15 protein-coding genes are annotated in these 21,839 nt (G+C 38.9%); 3 read left to right on the top strand and 12 right to left on the bottom strand.

From position 1 onward, the window contains the following. Positions 1 to 268: 268 nt before the first annotated feature. The 4 genes from C9J31_RS02295 to C9J31_RS02280 form a co-directional block, all read right to left on the bottom strand. Positions 269 to 1,138, bottom strand: a complete 870-nt coding sequence (locus C9J31_RS02295) for a GNAT family N-acetyltransferase (protein ID WP_235616274.1) — start codon at positions 1,136 to 1,138, stop codon at positions 269 to 271. A 287-nt stretch (positions 1,139 to 1,425) separates the two neighbouring features. Next, positions 1,426 to 3,252, bottom strand: a complete 1,827-nt coding sequence (locus C9J31_RS02290; RefSeq protein ID WP_107948365.1) for an ABC transporter ATP-binding protein — start codon at positions 3,250 to 3,252, stop codon at positions 1,426 to 1,428. After that, entirely contained in the window at positions 3,252 to 4,973 is a 1,722-nt protein-coding gene (locus C9J31_RS02285) for an ABC transporter ATP-binding protein (protein WP_107948367.1), read from the bottom strand. The genes C9J31_RS02290 and C9J31_RS02285 overlap by 1 nt, the downstream gene beginning before the upstream one ends. Before the next feature lie 76 nt (positions 4,974 to 5,049). After that, on the bottom strand, positions 5,050 to 5,943 hold the full coding sequence (locus C9J31_RS02280; protein ID WP_107948369.1) for a DMT family transporter: 894 nt from the start codon (positions 5,941 to 5,943) through the stop codon (positions 5,050 to 5,052). A 190-nt stretch (positions 5,944 to 6,133) separates the two neighbouring features. Between C9J31_RS02280 and C9J31_RS02275 the strand changes: the two genes are divergently transcribed. Further along, positions 6,134 to 8,155 carry an EAL domain-containing protein gene (locus C9J31_RS02275; protein WP_107948371.1) on the top strand — a complete coding sequence of 674 codons (2,022 nt, stop codon included), beginning with the start codon at positions 6,134 to 6,136 and terminating at the stop codon, positions 8,153 to 8,155. Positions 8,156 to 8,211: 56 nt separating this feature from the next. On the opposite strand, the gene C9J31_RS02270 is transcribed toward C9J31_RS02275, so the two are convergent. Further along, positions 8,212 to 8,679: a threonine/serine exporter family protein gene (locus C9J31_RS02270; RefSeq protein ID WP_107924498.1), complete on the bottom strand. Its 468-nt coding sequence runs from the start codon at positions 8,677 to 8,679 to the stop codon at positions 8,212 to 8,214. 12 nt (positions 8,680 to 8,691) lie between these two features. Further along, the gene (locus tag C9J31_RS02265) at positions 8,692 to 9,444 is read right to left on the bottom strand and encodes a threonine/serine exporter family protein (protein ID WP_107924499.1); all 753 of its coding nucleotides are present in this window, start codon (positions 9,442 to 9,444) and stop codon (positions 8,692 to 8,694) included. Between the two features lie 186 nt (positions 9,445 to 9,630). On the opposite strand from C9J31_RS02265, the gene C9J31_RS02260 reads away from it, so the two are divergent. After that, positions 9,631 to 11,040, top strand: coding sequence for a polysaccharide deacetylase family protein (locus C9J31_RS02260; protein ID WP_107948372.1), 1,410 nt, complete (start codon positions 9,631 to 9,633; stop codon positions 11,038 to 11,040). A 349-nt stretch (positions 11,041 to 11,389) separates the two neighbouring features. Here the strand turns inward: C9J31_RS02260 and C9J31_RS02255 are convergent, their stop codons facing one another. The 4 genes from C9J31_RS02255 to C9J31_RS02240 form a co-directional block, all read right to left on the bottom strand. Then, positions 11,390 to 13,501: a beta-propeller domain-containing protein gene (locus tag C9J31_RS02255; RefSeq protein ID WP_107948374.1), complete on the bottom strand. Its 2,112-nt coding sequence runs from the start codon at positions 13,499 to 13,501 to the stop codon at positions 11,390 to 11,392. A gap of 113 nt (positions 13,502 to 13,614) precedes the next feature. Further along, the gene (locus tag C9J31_RS02250; RefSeq protein WP_107948376.1) at positions 13,615 to 14,808 is read right to left on the bottom strand and encodes an acyl-CoA dehydrogenase family protein; all 1,194 of its coding nucleotides are present in this window, start codon (positions 14,806 to 14,808) and stop codon (positions 13,615 to 13,617) included. A 9-nt stretch (positions 14,809 to 14,817) separates the two neighbouring features. After that, on the bottom strand, positions 14,818 to 15,990 hold the full coding sequence (locus C9J31_RS02245) for a saccharopine dehydrogenase family protein (protein WP_054768025.1): 1,173 nt from the start codon (positions 15,988 to 15,990) through the stop codon (positions 14,818 to 14,820). Between the two features lie 27 nt (positions 15,991 to 16,017). Then, complete coding sequence (locus C9J31_RS02240; protein WP_107948378.1) at positions 16,018 to 17,496, bottom strand: aldehyde dehydrogenase family protein; 1,479 nt, start codon at positions 17,494 to 17,496, stop codon at positions 16,018 to 16,020. Positions 17,497 to 17,967: 471 nt separating this feature from the next. Here C9J31_RS02240 and C9J31_RS02235 point away from each other — a divergent pair, with 471 nt between their 5' ends. After that, positions 17,968 to 18,768 carry a TIGR00266 family protein gene (locus C9J31_RS02235; protein ID WP_107948379.1) on the top strand — a complete coding sequence of 267 codons (801 nt, stop codon included), beginning with the start codon at positions 17,968 to 17,970 and terminating at the stop codon, positions 18,766 to 18,768. A gap of 247 nt (positions 18,769 to 19,015) precedes the next feature. Here C9J31_RS02235 and C9J31_RS02230 read toward each other — a convergent pair whose 3' ends face one another. Continuing rightward, positions 19,016 to 19,978 carry a 2-hydroxyacid dehydrogenase gene (locus tag C9J31_RS02230; protein ID WP_107948381.1) on the bottom strand — a complete coding sequence of 321 codons (963 nt, stop codon included), beginning with the start codon at positions 19,976 to 19,978 and terminating at the stop codon, positions 19,016 to 19,018. Between the two features lie 276 nt (positions 19,979 to 20,254). Beyond that, on the bottom strand, positions 20,255 to 21,547 hold the full coding sequence (locus C9J31_RS02225) for a globin-coupled sensor protein (protein ID WP_107924539.1): 1,293 nt from the start codon (positions 21,545 to 21,547) through the stop codon (positions 20,255 to 20,257). Positions 21,548 to 21,839: the final 292 nt, after the last annotated feature.

Genomic DNA, 21,839 nt, shown 5'->3' with positions numbered 1-21,839 from the left:
ACAAATAGGCTTTAACAACCTTCCACCATGAGTTAGGGGCTTCCTTTGGAGGAGACTTCTTTTTCGGCAATGCGGGCATGCGCATGATATCGACTCCTTTCATCGGGCTTATAAATACTATATGGGCATAGTACATATTTATGATAAAAAAACCAATTTATCACTAGATCGCTTCATGGCCTAAGAAAGAGACTTTAGGACGTTACCGTTTTGTCATAAAAATAAAAGAGTGAGTAGTGATGCATATAGCACACTCCTCACTCTTATTTTATTTTTTCACGTAATAATCAATTTGCTGTGCCTTCATAAAACCAGATTTTTCATAAACAGAGAGCGCTTTTCTGTTTTCGATTTCAACATCTAGCATGACATGCTTTGCTCCTATTTGGCTGGCATAATTCTTCGTGAATAACAATAAAGCTGTGCCAATGCCTTGCCCCTCATAATGTGGATGAACGGCCAATGCTGTTACCCATTGAACTTCGTTTTCTTCCGCTGTTGTCACCGTACCTACTACCTTACCATCTTTATGAGCTACCCATAATTTACGCCCACTTTTAGACGTATTAAAGGCAATAAGTTCTACCGATTCCTCTGGTAAATCACCAAAAGCCTCACTATAAATAGAAACCAGCTCCGCTTGCTCTCCAGCATACGCAGCAATAACAACGTCATCTTGTAGCTCCACTGGTTCTGCCTTAGTTTCTAGTGTTGCTTCTGAAAAACTATAGGTATAGCTACAGTTTTCGATAAACGTATGACCATAAGGTGAACCATCAATGACTAAAGCCAATTGACCTTCTGCACTCCGCTCTACTAGTCCAGCTTGTAAAACTTCTACTAAAGCTGTACCAATTCCCATTTTACGATATGTTGGTAAAACAACTAACGACCACTCATACGTATATAGACCCATTAAATCAATCGCACTTGCTGCTCCGACTAATAAATCCTTGTCATCGTCGTACGCTAACACCATAAAACCTTTTGATTCAAAAGAGCCTGCTAACGGTATATTCATAATCGTTTCATATACTCGATAATCATGTATTGTTGCTTCTTCGCATAATGCTCTTAATTCATTTAATGTTTCGCCGTCTAACGGAAAAGACACTGTCATCACTGAAATTTTCATCATTTACTCCGTTCTATTACCAGACTATTGCCCTATTGTAGCAAGAAAGAAAATAAGCTGGCAACATTATTATGTGTGTTTACCAGCTTATTTTTACCCCATACTTATAGGTGCTAAAACGCCCACCTCAAAATAAAGCATAAAAACGTTTAAAAGAGAGGTTAGCACACACCAAATATGCGACGAATTGATGACCAACTTTATATGGCATAACAAGAACACAATTCACTATTACAACACTAGCACTAGCTACACGTAGCCTTTTCCTACCTAAAAGTTTCACTTTATGATTATAAATGATGGGCAGACGATTCAAGCATTTGTGCATAAATCCCACCAGATGCAATTAACTTCTGTTGTGGCCCTGCCTCGACTAACTCACCCTTTTGCATTACAAGGACAATGTCAGCATTGTGCACTGTATTTAATCGATGGGCAATGACGAAGCTTGTACGCCCTTTCATCAACGTATCCAGCGCCTCTTGAATGGCTAGTTCTGTGACCGTATCAATGCTACTAGTTGCCTCATCCAGTAATAAGATCTTAGGATCCGCAATGAGGGCTCGGGCAATAGATAGTAGTTGCTTCTGCCCTTGAGAGATTTCACTTCCGTCCGCCGCTAGAAGCGTATCATAGCCATCTTTTAGCTTCATGATGAATTCGTGTGCGTTTGCACGTTGCGCTGCTTCTTCAATCTCTTCATCACTAGCATCTAATCGACCATAGCGAATATTTTCTCGCACCGTTGCTTCAAATAAAAAGGGATCCTGGAGCACAAAGGCCATTTGTGAGCGTAGTGCTCCGCGTTCAATTTGCTGCACATTTATACCATCAAATAATACCTCGCCCTTCGTTACTTCATAGAACCTAGCAATAAGCTGAAGAATCGTTGTTTTCCCCGCTCCAGTTGCACCAACCAATGCAACTGTTTGACCTGGCTCCACTTGAAAACTTACATTCTTTAATGTGTAGGCTTCTTCTGATTGCTCATATTTAAAATATACATGTTGGAAGGCTACATTTCCTTTAAGCAAGTGCTTTTGTGAGGTTGGAAATTCAACCTCCTGCTGTTCATCAAGTAAAGAAAATACACGTTCAGCCCCCGCAATTGCTGAAAGTACCGTATTGAACTGATTGGCTAAATCATTTAATGGACGGGTAAACTGTCGTGCATACTCCGTGAAAATAACAATTACGCCAATGGTTACATGACCGTATAGTGCTAGTACCCCTCCAATTCCCGCAACAATTGTAAAGCTCATATTGTTTAAAAAATTCATGACCTTTGGGATATAACCTGAATATGTTTGTGCCCAAAAGCCTGTTCTCTTTAAACGTAAACTTTTATCACGAAACTCTGCCTTAACACGTTCCTCCTGTGAAAACGCCTTGACAATTCGCTGCCCAGAAATGGTTTCTTCAATCATGCCATTAAGCGCCCCAAGCGCTGCTTGTTGTTCTTTAAATAACGGCGCTGTACGACGTGTAATCCACCGCATCGCTATAAACATAATTGGAATAATTGTCATTGTTAGTACAGTTAAAAGAGGGCTCAGACTTAACATGATAACAAGTGTTCCTACGAGTGTTAACACACTTGAAATGACTTGGATAAAGGAACTATTCAATGTAGAACTAACTGCTTCTATATCATTTGTCACACGGCTCATTAATTCCCCATGCTGGCGGCGATCAAAGAACGACACCGGAAGACTTTGGAAATGGGCAAATACACTTGTGCGTAGTCTGTAAATCGTTTGCTGAGCAATACCAATCATCCAATAGTTTTGTAAAAATAACGACACAGCTAACAGCACATAAATTCCAATTAGCCAGGCGATTCTACTCCCAAGTCCCGTAAGTTCCCCATGCATCACATATATATCTATCATTTTTCCGATTAAATATGGTCCTAGTAGTGCCAAAATTGAGCTTACAGTGACCAGCAAAAACACTATGATTAATAGAGCACGTTGTTCATCAACAATTTTCCATAACCGCCCAAGCGTACTTTTCCAGTCTGTTGCACGCGGACCCTTCTTTTTCTTTACGACCTGTTTTAAATCCTCTTTCTTTAAAATCGGCTCATAGCCAAAAGGTTTTTGGAAAAATCCCATTATTCCTCCACCTCCTGTTGGGAGATTGCGATTTTTTTATATAAACGAGAAGATTGCAATAGCTCATCGTGTGTACCATATGCCACCACTTCACCTGCATCTATTAAAAGAATGCGGTCTGCCTCTTTAGCCGTACGAATTTTTTGTGTGACCACAAGCATTGTTGCCCTTTCATCGCTCAAAGCCTCCCACAAAGCCTGCTCCGTTTTCACATCAAGAGCACTTGTACTATCATCAAGCATTAATAAATGCCCTTTCCTTAGTAATGCCCTTGCAATGGACAATCGTTGCTTTTGGCCGCCAGATAAATTAACGCCCTTCTGCCCAACTCGTGTATCGTACCCATTTGGGAAGTCCTCTACAGAAGCATGAATTTGTGCTTGCATAGTAGCTTTCAGCACTTCGTCCATGCCAGCCTGTGCATCACCCCAACGAATGTTATCAGCAATGCTACCTGTAAATAACAATGATTGTTGCGGTACATAGCCTATGGTTTCTCGTAATTCTTCCAGATCCCATTGTTGCACATCTTTCCCTTCTACAGAAATCTGTCCCGACGTCACATCATAAAAACGAGGAATTAGTTGTAGTAACGTCGATTTACCAGCTCCTGTTGCTCCCATAATCGCTAACTTCTCACCAGACTTTACTTGAAAGCTGACATTGGACAGTACAGGTTTCTCTTCACCTGGATACGTAAAACTCACGTTTTCAAATGCTAACTCACCAAAATTCGCCTTGTGAGGAGTTTCTTCAGACGTAGTAACAACCTCTACTTCATTTTCAACAGCCAGCACTTCTGCCATACGATCTGCCGAGGCTTTTGCACGAGCGTAAAAAATTATGATAAAGGCGAACATCGAAAATGAACCTGTCATACGCATTGCATAATTGACAATGGCTACGATATCTCCGAGTGGCGTTGTACCAGCAGCGATTTGCTTTGTACCAAACCATAGCACTGCAAGTAAACTCATATTCATGATGAATAATAGTACTGGCATAATATACTCCATCGTGCGTAAAGCCTTTACCGTGTCTATTTTTAGGTGCGATGCCACCTGTTCAAAGCGTGAGGCCTCATATGTACCACGTAAATAAGCTTTCACTAGGCGAATAGCTTGTAGATTTTCCTGTAGTACACGATTTAATCGGTCCACACGCTTCTGTACGCGACCAAAATAAGACACACCCTTTGCAACCATAACAACAAGGAACACAAAAATAATCGGTGCACCTATGACTAAAAAAAGGGCTAGCTGTGCATTCACGACAAAAGCCATGACGATACTACCAACTACTGCAAGTGGTGCACGAAGCATAATACGTAGACTCATAAAGAGCACTGTCTGTACCTGTGTCACATCATTTGTTAGCCGAGTAATCAAAGAGGCCGTTGAGAACTTTTGATAGGTAGCGAGTGTGAACGATTGAATTTTCTCAAACATTGCATTTCTTAAATCAAACGCAAAGCTTTGCGCGGTATGCGATGAAAAATAAGAATTAACTATCCCTGCTATAAAAGCTACGAAAGATAAAACGAGTAATACCGCTCCCCATTGCCATATCATTTCAGGATTTTGGGCTCGTACGCCTTCATCTATTACTTTGGCCATAATGAGTGGCTGAACCAACTCCACAAATAATTCCAACAGCATTAAACATAAAGCAAACATTGCAGTCCATTTATATGGTTTTATATACGAAAAAATTTCTCTCACATTTGTTCACCCCTTTTTTGAGAAGAAACATCTTTACATCTTAATATAGTTCTTATTACTCTTCATTATAGTATTTTTATGCTTTTTCACCTGCGATAGAAAGCCAAGTTACACAAACAAGCATAACAAAAACACCTATTAATTGCCAAAAACCCAATGATGTACCAAACATAATTACAGAAATAACCATGGCCGTTAATGGTTCAATACTAGATAAGATGCTTGTCTCTACCGCTGATATGTATTTCATGCTACTCAAAAATAAGATAAAGGCTATTGTGCCAAAGACAATTAGTGCAAGCATTAGACCTACAACCTTCAAATCCATAAAAACAAGCCACTGATTCGATTGCCAAATGCGACTGATTATGCCTAACGTTAGACCACCAATTAGCATTCCCCAGCCTACAACAAGCAGTACACTCCATTCTTTCATGAGACGTGCTGGATACAGCGTGTAGAAGGCAAAAGTTAAACCTACTGCCACTCCCCATATTAAGGCTTTATTACTAACTAGCAAAGCATCAAAAGAAGCGTTCGTTAGTAATAAAAATAACCCTGCTAGTGTACCAATAATCCCTAACACTTGATATTTAGGTGGCCATTTCTTTAAACTAAGAGAGACATAAGCTACTACAAAGATTGGTGCTAAAAATTGTAGTAAAGTAGCTAGTACTGCATTGCTTTCATTGATTGCTGCTACGAAGGCATATTGTACACCCAACATCCCTGCTACACCAAAGATGATAAGCTGTTTACTCCATATTTTTTGTTGCCATATCCCAAAGATATTTTTCCCCGTTAACACTAAGTATATGAGTAATACAATACCCGCAATTGACAAACGAATTGTTAACATAAAGGAAACTGTCAATGGTGTATGATTGAGTAACCATTCCATTAAAGGACCTGTTGCACCCCACAACATCGCACCCGAGATAATAAAAATCAAACCTTTTAATCGTTCCATCCCAATCCCGCTTCCTTCCTATATACGTACTAAAATTTGTTGTTTTTCTTCAAAACTTTTCTTATATTTTGTTAGTAAAGTCCTATTTTTTTCTCTATCAAATATTTACAAATATATTCATAATGACTAATTCCCGATAATTCTCTATAATAATAGTATATATTGATTACCCAAGGAGATTGAATAAATCATGAGTCAAATCCATAAATCATTTTCGATTGATGAACATTATTTAAATTCACTTCCTTTTCCTGCATTTGTCATAAACCAAGACGGACAAGCTTCTATTTGGGGAAAGAATGCTGAACAGCTATTTGGTTTTTCTGCTACTGATATTAAAGGACATACTACTTCATTCATACATGAAAATCTACTACGTCAGCTTTCATTAGAGACGTTCAAATCAATACTTCAAAGTGAGGATAGTACGTATTTAGATAAGATTCAAGTGTATACAAGTGCCAATGAAGAAATTACTACGGCATTGTTAGCTAAACCGTTAATCGAACAAGGTGAACACCTTATCCTTATTATGTTGATGTTACCTGAATTAATGATTAATTCCGTATCTAATAGTCGAACTTTTACAGACTTAAAACATGGTTTAGACTCAACTTTCATGACTGTGACACTTGACCAAGACGGGTTTATTTTAGAATGTAATGCTGAATTTCTAAAAACAAGTCAATGGACACCAAAGCGCGTTATCGGTAAAACATTTTGGCAACTGTTCCCTGATAATGATGTAAGTGAAAAAATCACCAATAACATCTGGCGCAATTTAAACAATTGCAATACATGGCAAGGTGAAGTCGAAAAAGTTACAAAAACTGGCCAGTCATATTGGGTACTGTTAACAGCTATCCCAACGTTTAATCTAGAAACCAATGAACAACAGTTTATTTTAATTGAAAAAGATATTACGAAATCAAAAACAATTCAGCATCAGCTTGAAAAAATTGCCTATATTGATACCGAGACAGGTCTAATGAATGCCCATCGTCTTGAAAAAGTGATTGCTAGCATGATTGAAGAAGATAGACATTTCTCATTTGTATATTTAAGCATCGATAAATTTTACACATTAAAAGAGTTACATGATCAACAAATTAATCAGAGTCTGATTATTGAATTTACAAATCGTATAAAAATGTATTTCCAAGACAGTGCAATGGCACGTATCAATGAAAATGATTTTGTTGTCATAACACCTTTAAGTGAATGGTTTATTCAAGGCTTCTTATCTTACTTACAACAGCACCCAATATACAGTAGTAATATCGCTGTGCCTATTTCCATTAGCGGTGGCATTACACGCTTCCCTGAAGATCAAACAACCTTCTCTCAATTGATGAAGGCATCGATTGCTACTATTACATCGGTACGTGAAGCAGGTGGCGATAAAATTGTGTCACTATCAAAAGCAACACATAAAGCTTTAAATCGTAAAGCTTTAATAGAAAAACGTTTACTTCAAGCGCTTGATCAAAAGAACCTTAAGGTACTTTATCAGCCACAAGTTGATGTTTACACGGGGAAAATTACAGTCGTAGAAGCACTAGTGCGCTGGGAAGATGAGGTAATGGGGGTTGTTTCACCAGATGAATTGATTCCAATTGCTGAGGAAACAGGACTCATTAACAATATCGGTTCATTTATGTTAGAAAGAGCTTGTGAGCAGGCATTAATTTGGAAGAAGGCTGGTCTGCATTTAAAAGTAGCCATCAACTCTTCAGTACGTGAATTCCGTGATAAAAACATGGCCAAATCAGTACTTGATATGCTAGCAAAAACAGGTTGTCCAGCTAGCCTTATTCAAATTGAAATTACAGAGAAGTTTGCTTTAGAGGCAGAAGCAGCAACCTTTATTACGCAGCAAATGCGTAAACTTGAAAACGAAGGTATCGTTTTCGTATTAGATGATTTCGGTACTGGCTATGGTTCATTCCGCTATATGCAGATTTTGCCAATAGATACATTAAAAATTGATCAAACATTTACAAATTCACTATTAAAATCTGAAAAAACACAAAAGCTAATGCATGGCATGGTGCAATTAGGCAAATCAATGGAACTTAAAGTGGTTGCTGAAGGCGTGGAAACCGCTGAACAAGCAGACCTTTTAATGACATATGGCTGTGATGCTATTCAAGGTTATTATATTAGTAAGCCTGTTACACCAGAAGAAATTGAGACATTACTTGTAAAATAATAGTATGTAGGCTGTCCAAGTACTGGACAGCTTTTTAGTTTAAACATTTAGCAGTTTTATCTTTTGTATACTTTTCTTATTTTCATTTTACTCGTATATATTCCACGGAATATGAGTTGCATGAATACTTCCGCAAATACCAGCCCCATAACAATTGCCCCGGTAATTAAAAACGCCTTTAAACCATATTGCAAGCCTTGTAAATAATCATCTTCCACAACATTCCGCATCGCATTGTATGCCATCCCCCCCGGCACAAGCGGAATAATACCAGCCACAATAAAGATGATCATTGGCATTTTAAAGCGCCGAGCATACAAGTGTGCGACAATGGCAACTACAAACGAACCAAAGAAAGATGCATTTACTACATCCATTCCGTACTCTGTTAATACATAATAAATAAGCCAGCCTACTACACCAACAAAACCACAGTGAAACAGTGTTTTCCGAGGTACATTAAAAATAACCGCAATACCTGCTGTTGCAAAAAAACTGACGATTAATTGTACGATTATATCCAAATCATCCGCCTCCTAAAATGATAGGATGACGGCAATAGCTGCACCGATTGCAAATGCTGTTAAAAACGCCTCTGCTCCCTTTGCCATCCCTGACATAAAATGACCTGCCATTAAATCCCTCACCGCATTAGTAATTAAAATACCTGGTACAAGTGGCATGACCGAACTAATAATAATCTTGTCTATTTCCGCACCATATCCAGATTTTACGGCAAAAAAAGCAATCAGACCAATTATTAACGAAGCAGTGAATTCTGAGAAAAATTTCACCTTCGTTAAATAATTCATCCACACTAGTACAAGGAATCCGAGCCCCCCCGCTATAAACGCAGCAGGAAAATCCGACCATCCTCCTTTAAACATTATAAGAAAACAACCACTCGCCAGAGCAGCTGATAAAACTTGCATATAAATTGGTAAAAAATAATTTGTTTTTTGTATCGACTTTAACTCGTCATGAGCCTCATCTAATGTTATTATGTGAGATGTGAGTCTACGAGATACTGAATTTACCAAGGCAATTTTTTGTAAATCTGTAACCCTACTGGAAATCGAAGTGATTCTCGTCGGCTGTGTCTTACCTAACGAAAAAATGATACCCGTTGGTGTAGCATAACATTGAGCATCAAGCATATTTTGAGATTGTGCCATACGCAGCATCGTATCTTCCACACGGTATGTTTCTGCCCCACTTTCAATCATAATACGACCTGCAAGTAGCAAGCAGTCAATTGTTAACTCATTATCGGCTTCTTGTAATATCATTACAGTTATCTACCTCCTTCAAAAGGTTCCTTGCCAATAGTAAATAGTATCGAACTGCAAATAAAAACTCAACCGTAAATCTTCAACATTTTTTTACATAATTCGTAGATTCATATAACTTTTCCGATACTTCACACGTCTGATTGTATAGATAAATAATTTACAGAGGGGAGCGTATCCACCAAGATGCAGGAACGCAGAAAACGACGCGGCCCAATGATTGATTTCCTATTAATCGGCCTCATTATTACATTAACATCCATTATTCTTGTCATTATCCTTTCAAAGGATGACTTTAAGTTTCAAAAAATTAGTGCTTCGAAAGATTCAAACTCAGATTCTTTAAATAGTAGTTTATCGACTGAAAGCTCTGCGTTTCCAGGGATACGTATTGTAACAGACGTTTCGAATGATAAACGCACACCATTTGCCATTCACTATCCACAAACAGAAAATAAGGTCTTTAATGATGCCGTAATAAAGTACATAACGGATTCAAAAGAAAACTACTTGTCGGAAATGAAAAAAAATGATACTAAAAGTGCAATGGGTGAATTAAATATCAGCTTTGAGACTTTTCCATATCACAAGCAATATTATTCTTTTGTCCTTACAAAAATGCAGTATCTGGGCGGAGCCAATCACGAAGTTTCTACAAAGACATTTTTCTTTAACAATGAAACAGGTGAACAAATCGATATAAAAACATTATTGCAAAATGACGAAAATAACTTGTCCACAATTGCTGCGCATGTCCGTAAAGATTTACAGCAAAATCCTCAACTAAAAGATGAACTCAATAAAGATGAGTTACTTTCAGCAACGGAGCCAAAATGGGCAAATTTCGAGCGTTTTGCTCTTGTAGACGATGCGTTACTCTTTTACTTCGATGAATATGAAATTGCCAACGGTGCAGCTGGTGCCCCAATTGGGAAACTGCCCCTTTCACTTATTAACCCTTTACTAGCATCTGATTTTCAAATTGAGATGGAGACTATGGAACCGACGGAACCAGCAACTCCAGGAGATCCAAATGTTAAGCGCATTGCATTAACTTTTGATGATGGTCCACATCCGATTGTAACAGAACAGATTTTAGACATTCTTGATAAGTATCATGCAAAAGCTACCTTCTTTATGCTTGGCAGTCGTGTACAATATTATCCAGATATCGCCAGAGATGTTCTTGCACGTGGACATGAGGTTGGGAACCATACTTGGAACCATCCTGTATTAACAAAACTACCTTCAGAACAAGTCTTAAAGGAGTATTCTTCAACAGCGGCAGAAATTGAATTAGCTATCAATCAAGGCGCGACTGTCTTTAGACCTCCTTACGGCGCAACAAACAAGAACATAAATGCTCAAATTCCAATTCCGGTAGTACTATGGAGCATTGACACAATGGACTGGAAACATCGCAATGCACAGCAGTTACTACCGTATGTAAAAAATAATCTGCACAATAATGCAATTGTCTTAATGCATGACATTCATCAATCAACTGCGGATGGACTTGATGCTGTACTTGCCTATTTACAAGAACAGGGGTATGAGTTTGTGACAGTTTCTGAAATCCTGCCGTATCGTCAATAAGCAATGACACCGGATAGTTAAAGAACGTTTATCACGATTATCTAAAGAAGAGGCTGGAACAAAAGAGAAAAAGTGTTAGATCGACATCAGTCAATCTAACACTTTTTTGCTGTGAACGTTGATGTCCACTACGGCGGACGTTCCGGAGGCGTGGCCTGAGCCTGTAGTCTCAGGCGTCACGCTAATCCCCCAGGAGTCGCCGCCTTCGCTACCATCAACTAGTGCTCTCTTCTAAATTTTATTTATGCCAAAAGGAAGAATGTCTAAATTTTTTTCATTTTAGATAGCAAAAATTTAATACCTTTACTTCTCTTTCTTAAAATTTAAAGTTTTGTCCCAGCCTCGTTTTTTATTTTATTGGCAGAGTGTCGAGCGATTTGAAGTCCTTCAGCTGATAGCTCTTTACCTCATTGCGGGCAACTGTGTATAGAACATCATCTATATAGACGACACGCTGTACGACTTGCTCCCAATCTTCATACTGATCGCCTGAATTTTCACTAATGATATTGCCTTTTAAAACGATACCCTTTTCTGCTGTGATTTCATATATTTGTGCGCCTTGGCCCTGATATACGATGTCATCTCCTTGCCCTGCTTCATACAGTACAACTGGGAAGCCATAGTAATTGTACTCTGTATGACGGAATAACGCTTTAGGATTATACTGCACTTCTGAGTTTGAACCTTTCCCACCAATCTTGACCATTGATTGCTCTTTTGGATTTTGGAAATCTGATACATCAAATAATGACATTTTCATATTCGTTGTAACGGTAAAGTTACGCTTTGAATAAGCGTCATAACGCTCTTCTGTATCATAACCAATACCGATTAAATGTGTGTCATCCAATGGATGTAAATAGTTGCTATAGCCAGGAATTTTCAATTGGCCTAAAACAGTTGGTTTTTTCGGATTCTCTACATCAATGACAAAGAGTGGATCAACCTGCTTGAATGTCACGACATATGCCTTTTCTCCCATGAAACGAGCTGAATATACTTTTTCACCAGGAGCTAAATCCTTCACTGACCCAAGCTCTTTTAAATTTTCATCTAAAATGAAAAGGTGGTTACGTGATACATTTTGTTCATCCCACATATTACCCTCTGTTGTGACGATGCGGAAATTACCTTTATATTCATCCATTGAATATTGATTCAGTACAGATCCCTTAACTTCAGTTGCACCTACAAAATTCAATGCTGTTCCAGCAATATCCCATTTAAATACTTGTGTATCTACTTGAGTTGGCATCCAAATTCTATCCATAACCATTCCGCCTACCATATCTCCACGGTTTCCGTTATAAATCGGTGTCGTTAAATACAGTGCATTTTCGGACATGTATAGCCCGCTACTACCGCCTAAATATCCCTTCGTAGTGGCTGTTGCTTTGGCCCCATTTTTCAAATCCACAGCGGTAATCAAGCTATACGTACCATCCATAGTGTTTGGTAATATAGAAATTTTCTCAAGCGGTAAACTTTTATAGTCCTTGCTGACCGAACTATCATAAGTTTTTGGCTTTAAATCCAATGTCTCGCCTTCTTTTAGCATCCAATAATTAGGGTGCATATTACCAATTAAATACAAAGTGTCTTTCGTAATGCGTATATCCTGTAAGAATCCTTCTTGTGCGACCTCACGTAAAAAATTAGGATTTTTCGGATTTGTTATATCATAAAAAGTTGCTGTTGTCATACTCGTGCCTGTTTTTTCGATATATTCATCTCCGATTGCTATTAACACATTATCGTACAAGGCTAGCTTTGAAATATACTGTGATTCTTTTAGCTTGACTGTCGTTGCTAATTTTAAATTTTTCGGATTGCTGGCATCTACAACAGTTATGCTTTGATCTTTTACCGCATAGATTATGTCATTTTTGACAACGACAATATCCCCTTCTTCTACACCCTCTACTTGATTATTTGTCGTAGAGGAGTTGCTTGAATCGCTCAGTGAGTTTGCTTTATCTTCGCTACTTGTATTATTTTCTGTACGTGATTCAGATTCAGCTTCACTATTAACATTCGCTAAAATTGCTTTGAAATATTGTTGCAGTTCTTCCTCAGACTTTACAGCTTCCAACTTCTCTACAACCGTAAATGCAATAACATGTGATGTTGTTTTAAGCTCACTTGGTGCAAATGCTTGCTTACGGACATGTAATTTATAACTTCCTGGCGCCAACTGACTAACGATAAGTGTTTTATTATCTTCTCCCAATGTAATGGTCGCAGTCACTTTTCGCCCCTTATCAGTTGTTACATAGACATTTTCTTCCGTAATATTGCTACCTTTTAATGCTTTAGAGAATGATGCCTTCCAGCTTTGAGTCGACATAACCGTATTAACTGCCTTTGCCTCAGCTTTTGGTACCATCATAAAAGTAGAGATACCTGGCAATATAGCTAGTACGGAAATAATCAGAATTGCTATCCACCGATTTTTCATGTTTTTCCACTCCTTCATATACTTGTTTAATCATTAGACTTACAAAAGTTAGGAAAGTTACATTTTTCTGATAATTTTTTCATAAAAAAACGAGGGGAATGAATCCCTCTCGTTTACTCTTCAAACGGCCATTTAGGTAACATTTTAGCTAATGGTTTATCATTTCGTCTACCAAGTACATAATCTGCCTGCATTATTGTATGAATTTCCCGTGTACCCTCATAAATTACCGGTGCTTTTGAGTTACGTAAAAAACGCGCAACAGGATATTCATCCGAATAGCCGTAAGCTCCATGAATTTGGAGTGCGTCATCCGCTGCTTTATTGGCAAAATCACAGGCTTGCCATTTCGCAAGAGATGTCTCTCTTGTATTACGGAGACCTTTATTTTTCAACTCACCAACACGATAAACAAGCAAACGGCTCATTTGATAGCCGGCCTCCATCTTCGCAATCATTTGCCCAACTAGCTGATGCTCACCAATTGGCTTCCCAAACGTTTCACGCTCATGGCAGTACTTCACGCTCGTCTCAATACATGCTTGAATTAGTCCAACTGCACCGGCAGCTACTGTAAAACGACCATTATCCAGTGCTGACATCGCAATTTTGAAGCCCTCTCCTTCTTCACCTAGCCTATTTTCTACTGGAACGCGTAAGTCTTCGAAAAAGAGTTCGCCCGTATTGCCTGCACGAATACCATACTTCCCTTTAATGGCCTTGGAAGTAAAACCAACCATTGAACGTTCAACAATGAAAGCACTGATGCCGTGATGCTTTTGAGCTCTATCTGTGTATGCAAAGACGATAAAATGATCGGCCATATCACATAACGAAATCCATGTTTTTTGTCCATTCAGCACATAAAAATCACCATCACGTATAGCTGTAGTTGACATTGCTGCTACGTCTGAACCTGCGCCTGGCTCCGTTAATGCAAACGCACCAATGCGCACACCCTTTGCCTGGGGAACAAGATATTGCTTCTTTTGCGCCTCTGTACCCCATTGCATTAAAGTCATGCTATTCAAGCCAGTATGCACCGATACAGCCGTTCGAAAAGCTGTATCTCCTCGTTCAAGCTCCTCACAGACGATGGCAAGCGCATTATAATCCATGCCACTGCCTCCGTACTTCTCAGGAACACAGACCCCCATCAACCCAAGCTCTGCAAGTCTTGACCAAATGCTAGCATCGAAGCTTCCTTCTGCATCCCATGTTGCAATTTCTGGTATTATTTCATCATCAACAAACTGGCGTACTGTTTTACGTAGTATTTCTTGCTCAGTTGTAAATTCGAAATTCATGGTCATCACCTACCATTTCACAATCATTGCAGACTTATGAGACGTCTCTTTAATAACAACGCCACGTTTTGCCATTTCCTTAATATACGCATCACCAGGTACAATTGCCTCTGGCGCGAATACACCTCGATTCGTAATCGAGCCTTCACCAATCATTTGTGCAACTACCGATATTGTATTGGCTGTGGCACGGGCCATTGCCGTCTCGTTAATCGTCAAATCTTTACGTACAATCATTTCATACTCATAAGTAACCTGTTGTTGTGCTTTTTCACCTGCCACAATCACACGTAACAGCACAGCATCTGGCTTTGTTCCAAGCTCTAATTGCTTCTTAAGTGCCTCTCGTACTACAGCTCGCACAGGCACCTCCATATTGTCTACCTCAACCTTATTACTAGAATCTAAGAATCCTAAATCTGCTAACAATTTAAACTTCTCAGCATGCCCTTTATAACGAATCGTTTTATACTCTAGTGTTCGAACATTTGGGAATGTTTTATATAATGTCGATATGCCACCAGATGTATAAAATGCCTCAAGTACCCCAAAACCGTCGAAATAAATAGGCTCGACACCCGTTAAGGATGGCACCTCTTGAAGTTTACCTTTTTGAATCATTTTAGAAGGTTCCGTATAGTGGTCAAATACACCATCTAAAGAAAATACGCGTGTATAGTGAAGGGGTGGCTTTGGCTCTGTTGGTATACCACCGACATATAACTTAATAGATTCTACTTCATCTAATTTTGACGCACCATAGCCTGCTAATATATTCACCATGCCTGGAGCTACACCTAAATCAGGAATAATTGTAACACCCTTTGCTTTTGCTTCCTCGTCAAACTCTAAAATCTTTTCTGTCACACCACCGATATGACCACCTAAGTCTACAGAGTGAACACCCGCTTCAATGGCTGCTCTCGCTACTCGCTCATTGAATGAATAAAATAAAGCATTCACAACGACATTTCCTTTTGAGATAACTGACGTCAACGAGTCGTCAGATTCCGCATGAAGCTCTACGACTTCAACTCTATCTGTATGCAACGTGTCAACAAAGCTCTGTGCCGTCTTCACATCAATATCTCCTAGAAATACGCGTTCTACATTGCTATTTTTAATTAAATCACGAGCTACCTCTTTCCCCATTAAACCTGCACCTAATACAACAACTTTCATCATTGAACATCCCCTTTCATTGATCTGTTACTCTGTATCGATTTGTGCTCTTTGTAATTTCCCGCTGTAATCTATATAAATGCTCTTCCATTCTGTATATACATCCAATGCGGCAACGCCTGAATCGCGGTGACCATTCCCCGTGCCCTTTGTTCCACCGAATGGCAAATGAATTTCAGCACCTGTTGTGCCTGCATTTATATAAACAATACCTGTGTCTAAATCACGTTGTGCACGGAAAATTGTATTAACGTTTTGTGAGAATATAGAGCTAGATAAGCCAAATTTCACACCATTATTTACTGCAATTGCTTCATCTAAACTTGCAACTTCAATGAGAGAAACTACCGGCCCAAAAATTTCTTCCTGCGCAATAATCATATTAGGTTTCACATTCGTAAACAATGTTGGTTCATAGTAAAACCCTTTATCATAAGGTTCCTCATTTAAAATCCTTCCACCAGCTAGTAATGTTGCACCTTCTTGTTTACCAATCTGTACGTAATGATTTATTTTCTCAAGGGCAGCTTTACTGATAACAGGACCGATTTTTACGCTTTCATCTAAGCCGTCTCCAATTGTTAAATGCTGCATTGCTTCTAAAAGAAGCTTTTCTAATTCTTCTCTTACATCTTTATGCACGATAACGCGACTACATGCTGTACATCTTTGACCAGCCGTGCCGAACGCACTCCATAAAATGCCTTCCGCTGCAAGGTGTAAGTCTGCATCGTCCATGACAATAACAGCATTTTTCCCACCCATCTCTAACGAAACTTTTTTCAAATGTTTACCACCAAGTTCCGCTACCTTACTCCCTGTCGTAGTAGATCCAGTAAACGAAATCACTTTTACATCTGGATGCTCAATTAATGCTGTCCCCACAGTTGGTCCTGTACCAAAGACAATATTTGCAACACCAGCTGGCAAACCTATTTCTTGAAAAATTTTACCCATTTCGTAAGCCATCATCGGTGTTTCATTGGATGGCTTCCAAATAAACGTATTTCCTGCCACAAGCGCAGGAAACGACTTCCATGTAGCAATGGCAACGGGGAAGTTCCAAGGTGTTATTAAGCCCACAACCCCTATAGGAGCACGTACACTCATGGCAAATTTATTGGCAAGCTCTGATGGTGTTGTCTCCCCAAACAATCGTCGTCCTTCTCCCGCCATATAATAAGCCATATCAATACCTTCCTGTACTTCGCCTCTTGCCTCTTCAATAACTTTTCCCATTTCTTTTGTTAAAACAGTAGCTAGGTATTCTTTCTTTTCCTTCATCTTTTGTCCGATGGCATATAAATAATCTGCACGTTTTGGTGCTGGCACTAGTGCCCATTCTTTTTGTGCTTGCTTTGCTACCGCTACCGCCTCATCTACCTCACTTGCCGTTGAGCGCGGTATAGTTGCTAAATGCTCACCGTTTGCAGGGTTCGTCACTGCTATACTTTGTAAATGCGAATGGCTTAACCATTCACCGCCAATATAGTTTTTAACATCCATTACAAACACCCCCTGAAAGATTTCAATGATGCCTCAGCTGAATTACGCCAAATTTGAAGTAGGCTACTGACTGCGAGATGCATACTAGTTTAGTTGTTGAGCCTATAACTCAACATTTGCAATTGAAAACGTCCACCGCTTTCGTGAAGATAGGATTTTCATATAGATGCCACACGTTTTAGGTTAACAACTGCGTAATCCCTTCAAAAATTGACTTCCGCTGGAGGATTTACCTTCATTCAACTTTGTTATTTGAGCACCCATTGAAGAAAGGATGGACCCCACATTCAATGTACAATCCCCAAAAAATATCTCGCTGAACGAAAATAAATAATACACATTCTAGTTTTTTATATTCGACATTTTCTAGCTTATTCCCTTTTTTTCTAAAATAATTAATTATGCAGTGAAACTATTGTGCCTTATAATCGTATACAGTAACAACAAAATTACTATTGGAGGAATTGCATAATGAATAACCATGAAATTGACTACAAAATATTTGGAGACGACATGCAATACGTGCAAGTTGAACTAGATCCACAGGAGACCGTGGTTGCGGAAGCAGGAGCTTTAATGATGATGGATCAAGCTATTGAAATGGAGACTATTTTTGGCGATGGCTCTAAAGGGAATGCGCAAAGTGGCTTTATGGGGAAATTACTAGGTGCAGGAAAGCGTATAGTTACAGGCGAAAGCTTATTCATGACCACATTTACAAACGCTGGTACAGGGAAACGTCATGTGTATTTTGCATCCCCTTATCCTGGTAAAATCATTCCAATGGATTTAAGTCAATTGAATGGAAAAATTATTTGTCAAAAGGATGCTTTTTTAGCAGCCGCTAAAGGCGTTTCTGTTGGTGTCGAATTCCAGAAAAAAATTGGTGTAGGTTTCTTCGGTGGAGAAGGTTTCATTATGCAAAAGCTTGAAGGTGATGGTATGGCCTTCGTACATGCTGGTGGTGCTATTCATCAAAAAACTTTACAACCTGGGGAAGTTTTACGTGTTGATACAGGATGTTTAGTCGCTATGACATCCGATGTAGATTACAATATCGAAATGGTTGGGGGCGTAAAAACCGCTTTATTTGGTGGTGAAGGTATTTTCTTCGCAACTTTACGTGGCCCTGGTACAGTCTGGGTTCAATCATTACCATTCAGCCGCTTAGCGAGCCGTATCTTTGCAGCAGCGCCAATTTCACAGGGCGGTGGCGGCAAATCTTCAGGCGAAGGCGGAATTGGTGGTCTATTTGACATGTTCAATAAATAATAAGTACCATTTATCTTTTAGTCACTAGCAAATACCGGTCAGTTGATTTCCCACCTCTGGGTATCTTACTGACCGTTTATACGGGTTAAAGTGAAACTTCAAACAGTGGGGTTTTCTTGATCCCCACTGTTTGCTAGTTGAACCAATCGGGTTTTTACGGTCAGTTGGTCGCCATCCTATGGGTATCTTACTGACCGTTTATACGGGTTAAATCGGAGCACATCTCTAGTAGGTTGCGCTCCGCTTTTTAGTCTATTCGATTGGACACAGCCTTACCCTGCCCGTATGCCGTAAGTGCGTTGACATTTAGCGTCAGCATCGCAGTTCTCGTTTTCAATGAAGCACTGCCAATATGGGGAAGTGCCACAACATTCGGAAGCGTCAATAACGGATGATCCATCGAAATCGGCTCATATTCAAAAACATCTAGCCCTGCTGCCCAAAGCTTGCCATTTTTCAAGGCGTCATAAAGTGCATGCTCATCAATAATGCCTCCCCGAGAAGCATTAATCAGTACTGCATCATCCTGCATCATCGCCAGTTCTTTCGCTCCGATTAATCCTACTGTATCGTTGTTAAATGGTGTCATAATTACAACAAAATCTGATTGTTTTAAAAGATCCTCAAGAGGTACATATCGAAAACCATACATTTCTTCGGCCTCATGGCGACGTCTACGATTATGATATATTACCTTCATGTCGAAACCTTTTGCTCGTCTTGCAACTGCCTGACCGATTCGTCCCATTCCGATAATCCCTATAGTTGTACCTGACACATCCTTACCTACTAACTGCATTGGGTACCAGCTTTGCCATTTGCCATCACGCAAATAACGCTCACTTTCTGGAATTCTTCGTGCAGTTGCAAGCAATAAGCCAAATACTAAATCGGCTGTTGTATTAGTTAAGACACCTGGTGTATTTGTTGCCATGATACCTCGTTTGCGCAAAGCTACCACATCAACATTATTGAAACCAACTGCTAAATTTGTCACGAGCTTTAAATTGGGTGCATGTGAAAGTAATTCCTCATCGACCTGATCCGCAATCGTTACCCATAATACTTCACAGTCTGCAACAGCTGCTAAAAGTTTGTCTCGTGGAATAACGATTTCTTCCTCCTGCCACTGCTCAATATCATAAAACTCCTCTAACGGCTCGACAATATGCGCCGGAAATTTACGTGTAATAAATAATTTCTTTTTCATGTTTCCAACACCCCTCAATTCATTTCCCCATTTCGCCTTTAGCGTATCACTAATAAGTCCAGTGCTCAAGCATCCATTTACGTCCGATGGCGGCTTTTAAAGCAAACAAAACAATCAATCTCTAGCAACTTTCTGTTTCTATCCATCACTCTAATCATTCTATCGATCATTTTAAGGTTTCTATCCGTCACTCTTGCCATTCTATCCAGCAATTCAATTTATTTCACTACAAAAAAACTATGCACATTCTCAGTGCATAGCTTTCCATCTATATAGTTAAAATTCTTTTATTGTTGTATCTAGGCGACTCGCAACTTTCTTCAATTCTTCTGAAGACTCACCAATGGCTTCAATGATATTCGCCAATTCCGTTATTTGATTGCCCACATTTTGGAAGTTTATGATGGATTCCTCCACCGAGCCTGATATGGCATCGAAGGCTTTCAAGGATTCAACGTTTTGTTCAATACTGTTATTCACTAGTTCTTGAATTTCTTGAATCGCTTGTACAACCTGATTTGTAATACCAGTCGACATCCCAATTAAATCCGCAATTTGTTGCACTGAATTTTTCGTTTGATCTGCTAGTTTACGTACCTCATCGGCAACTACCGCAAAACCTTTTCCATGTTCACCTGCACGAGCAGCTTCAATGGCTGAATTTAGGGCAAGTAAGTTTGTTTGTCCTGAAATGTTTTTTACCATTTCAACAACCACATTAATTTTAGAGGATGAGTGATTTAATTGTTCCACCATCTTCGCCATGTCAACAGTCTTATCATTTATTTTTCCAGTTTGCTCATTTATTAATACTATTTTTGAATAACCTTCTGTTGATACCTGTTGCATTGTTTTTGCATCATCTATGCTTTCCTTCAAGAATGCTTTAACTTGCTTCGTACTAGAAATAAGCTCCGTCACTGCCTCATTCGTTTCATGGGATTGGCTGTCAATCTGCGTTGAAATCCCACCTACAATTCCCTTTATATGGGCACGTACATTGTTTCGTTGCTCCTCTAATAACGTATTAGCGTAATGATCGTATTCCTCTAAGACAATTTGTTGCTCGAAATTACAAATTTTACTTATAGCATCACAATACTTTTCTTCTTCACCTTTCGATAAATGCAGCTCATAAACAATCTTCCGTAATGATTTTTCAAGATTTTGAAATGCAGCTAAATACCACTTGGGATACAAATTAATCTTGACATGCATCTTTCCAACACGTCGCCGCTTTTCTAAGAACGCTTCATCAATTCGCCCTTCAAACATTTCTATTATATGATGACGTAACGTTTGGCGTAAACGCTCACTCGAACTGTGCTTTTGAATAACTTCTCGTAAAGCAGGAACACTTTCAACTACATTATAAAAAGCCTCTACCACATCGACAACATTTTGCTCAATATAAGGCTTCAAGCTTCTAATGAATTGTAAATCTTGTTCGGTAAGATTGACGAGCTCTAACTGAAGCAAACGTTCCTGATCTTGAATAAAAACCCCTGTATTTGATACATCACTAATCACAATTATATTTTGCTTAGGTCTATTCCCAAATTGAAACATTTTTCCACCCCATAATATTATCTTGTGCCACCCTATACCTTTTTTCCTAAACCCTATGCAATAGTTACAAGTATTATTATCTTATATAATTTTGATTATAATGTATATTTTCTCTTATTTACAATGAAAAAATTAAAATTCAATATAAATAAACGCCAATTACTAGTTCTTTAAAACTACCAACGCAATGATAAACCATTAAAAAAAGTAATCACACTCGAAAAATACACGAAATATATGATTAAAATTATCTATATTCACAAAAAAACACTCATCCTTGTGAAAGATGAGT

It is taken from the genome of Lysinibacillus parviboronicapiens (assembly GCF_003049605.2).
Taxonomy (GTDB): Bacteria; Bacillota; Bacilli; order Bacillales_A; family Planococcaceae; genus Lysinibacillus; species Lysinibacillus parviboronicapiens.
This window is presented reverse-complemented; position numbering and strand designations above follow the sequence as displayed.

Coding starts and splice junctions, on each gene's coding strand:
- C9J31_RS02230 (WP_107948381.1), bottom strand. CDS start 19,978: ATGAAAAAGAAATTATTTATTACACGTAAATTTCCGGCGCATATTGTC.
- C9J31_RS02275 (WP_107948371.1), top strand. CDS start 6,134: ATGAGTCAAATCCATAAATCATTTTCGATTGATGAACATTATTTAAAT.
- C9J31_RS02225 (WP_107924539.1), bottom strand. CDS start 21,547: ATGTTTCAATTTGGGAATAGACCTAAGCAAAATATAATTGTGATTAGT.
- C9J31_RS02235 (WP_107948379.1), top strand. CDS start 17,968: ATGAATAACCATGAAATTGACTACAAAATATTTGGAGACGACATGCAA.
- C9J31_RS02255 (WP_107948374.1), bottom strand. CDS start 13,501: ATGAAAAATCGGTGGATAGCAATTCTGATTATTTCCGTACTAGCTATA.
- C9J31_RS02265 (WP_107924499.1), bottom strand. CDS start 9,444: ATGATATTACAAGAAGCCGATAATGAGTTAACAATTGACTGCTTGCTA.
- C9J31_RS02250 (WP_107948376.1), bottom strand. CDS start 14,808: ATGAATTTCGAATTTACAACTGAGCAAGAAATACTACGTAAAACAGTA.
- C9J31_RS02280 (WP_107948369.1), bottom strand. CDS start 5,943: ATGGAACGATTAAAAGGTTTGATTTTTATTATCTCGGGTGCGATGTTG.
- C9J31_RS02245 (WP_054768025.1), bottom strand. CDS start 15,990: ATGAAAGTTGTTGTATTAGGTGCAGGTTTAATGGGGAAAGAGGTAGCT.
- C9J31_RS02260 (WP_107948372.1), top strand. CDS start 9,631: ATGCAGGAACGCAGAAAACGACGCGGCCCAATGATTGATTTCCTATTA.
- C9J31_RS02295 (WP_235616274.1), bottom strand. CDS start 1,138: ATGATGAAAATTTCAGTGATGACAGTGTCTTTTCCGTTAGACGGCGAA.
- C9J31_RS02240 (WP_107948378.1), bottom strand. CDS start 17,496: ATGGATGTTAAAAACTATATTGGCGGTGAATGGTTAAGCCATTCGCAT.
- C9J31_RS02290 (WP_107948365.1), bottom strand. CDS start 3,252: ATGGGATTTTTCCAAAAACCTTTTGGCTATGAGCCGATTTTAAAGAAA.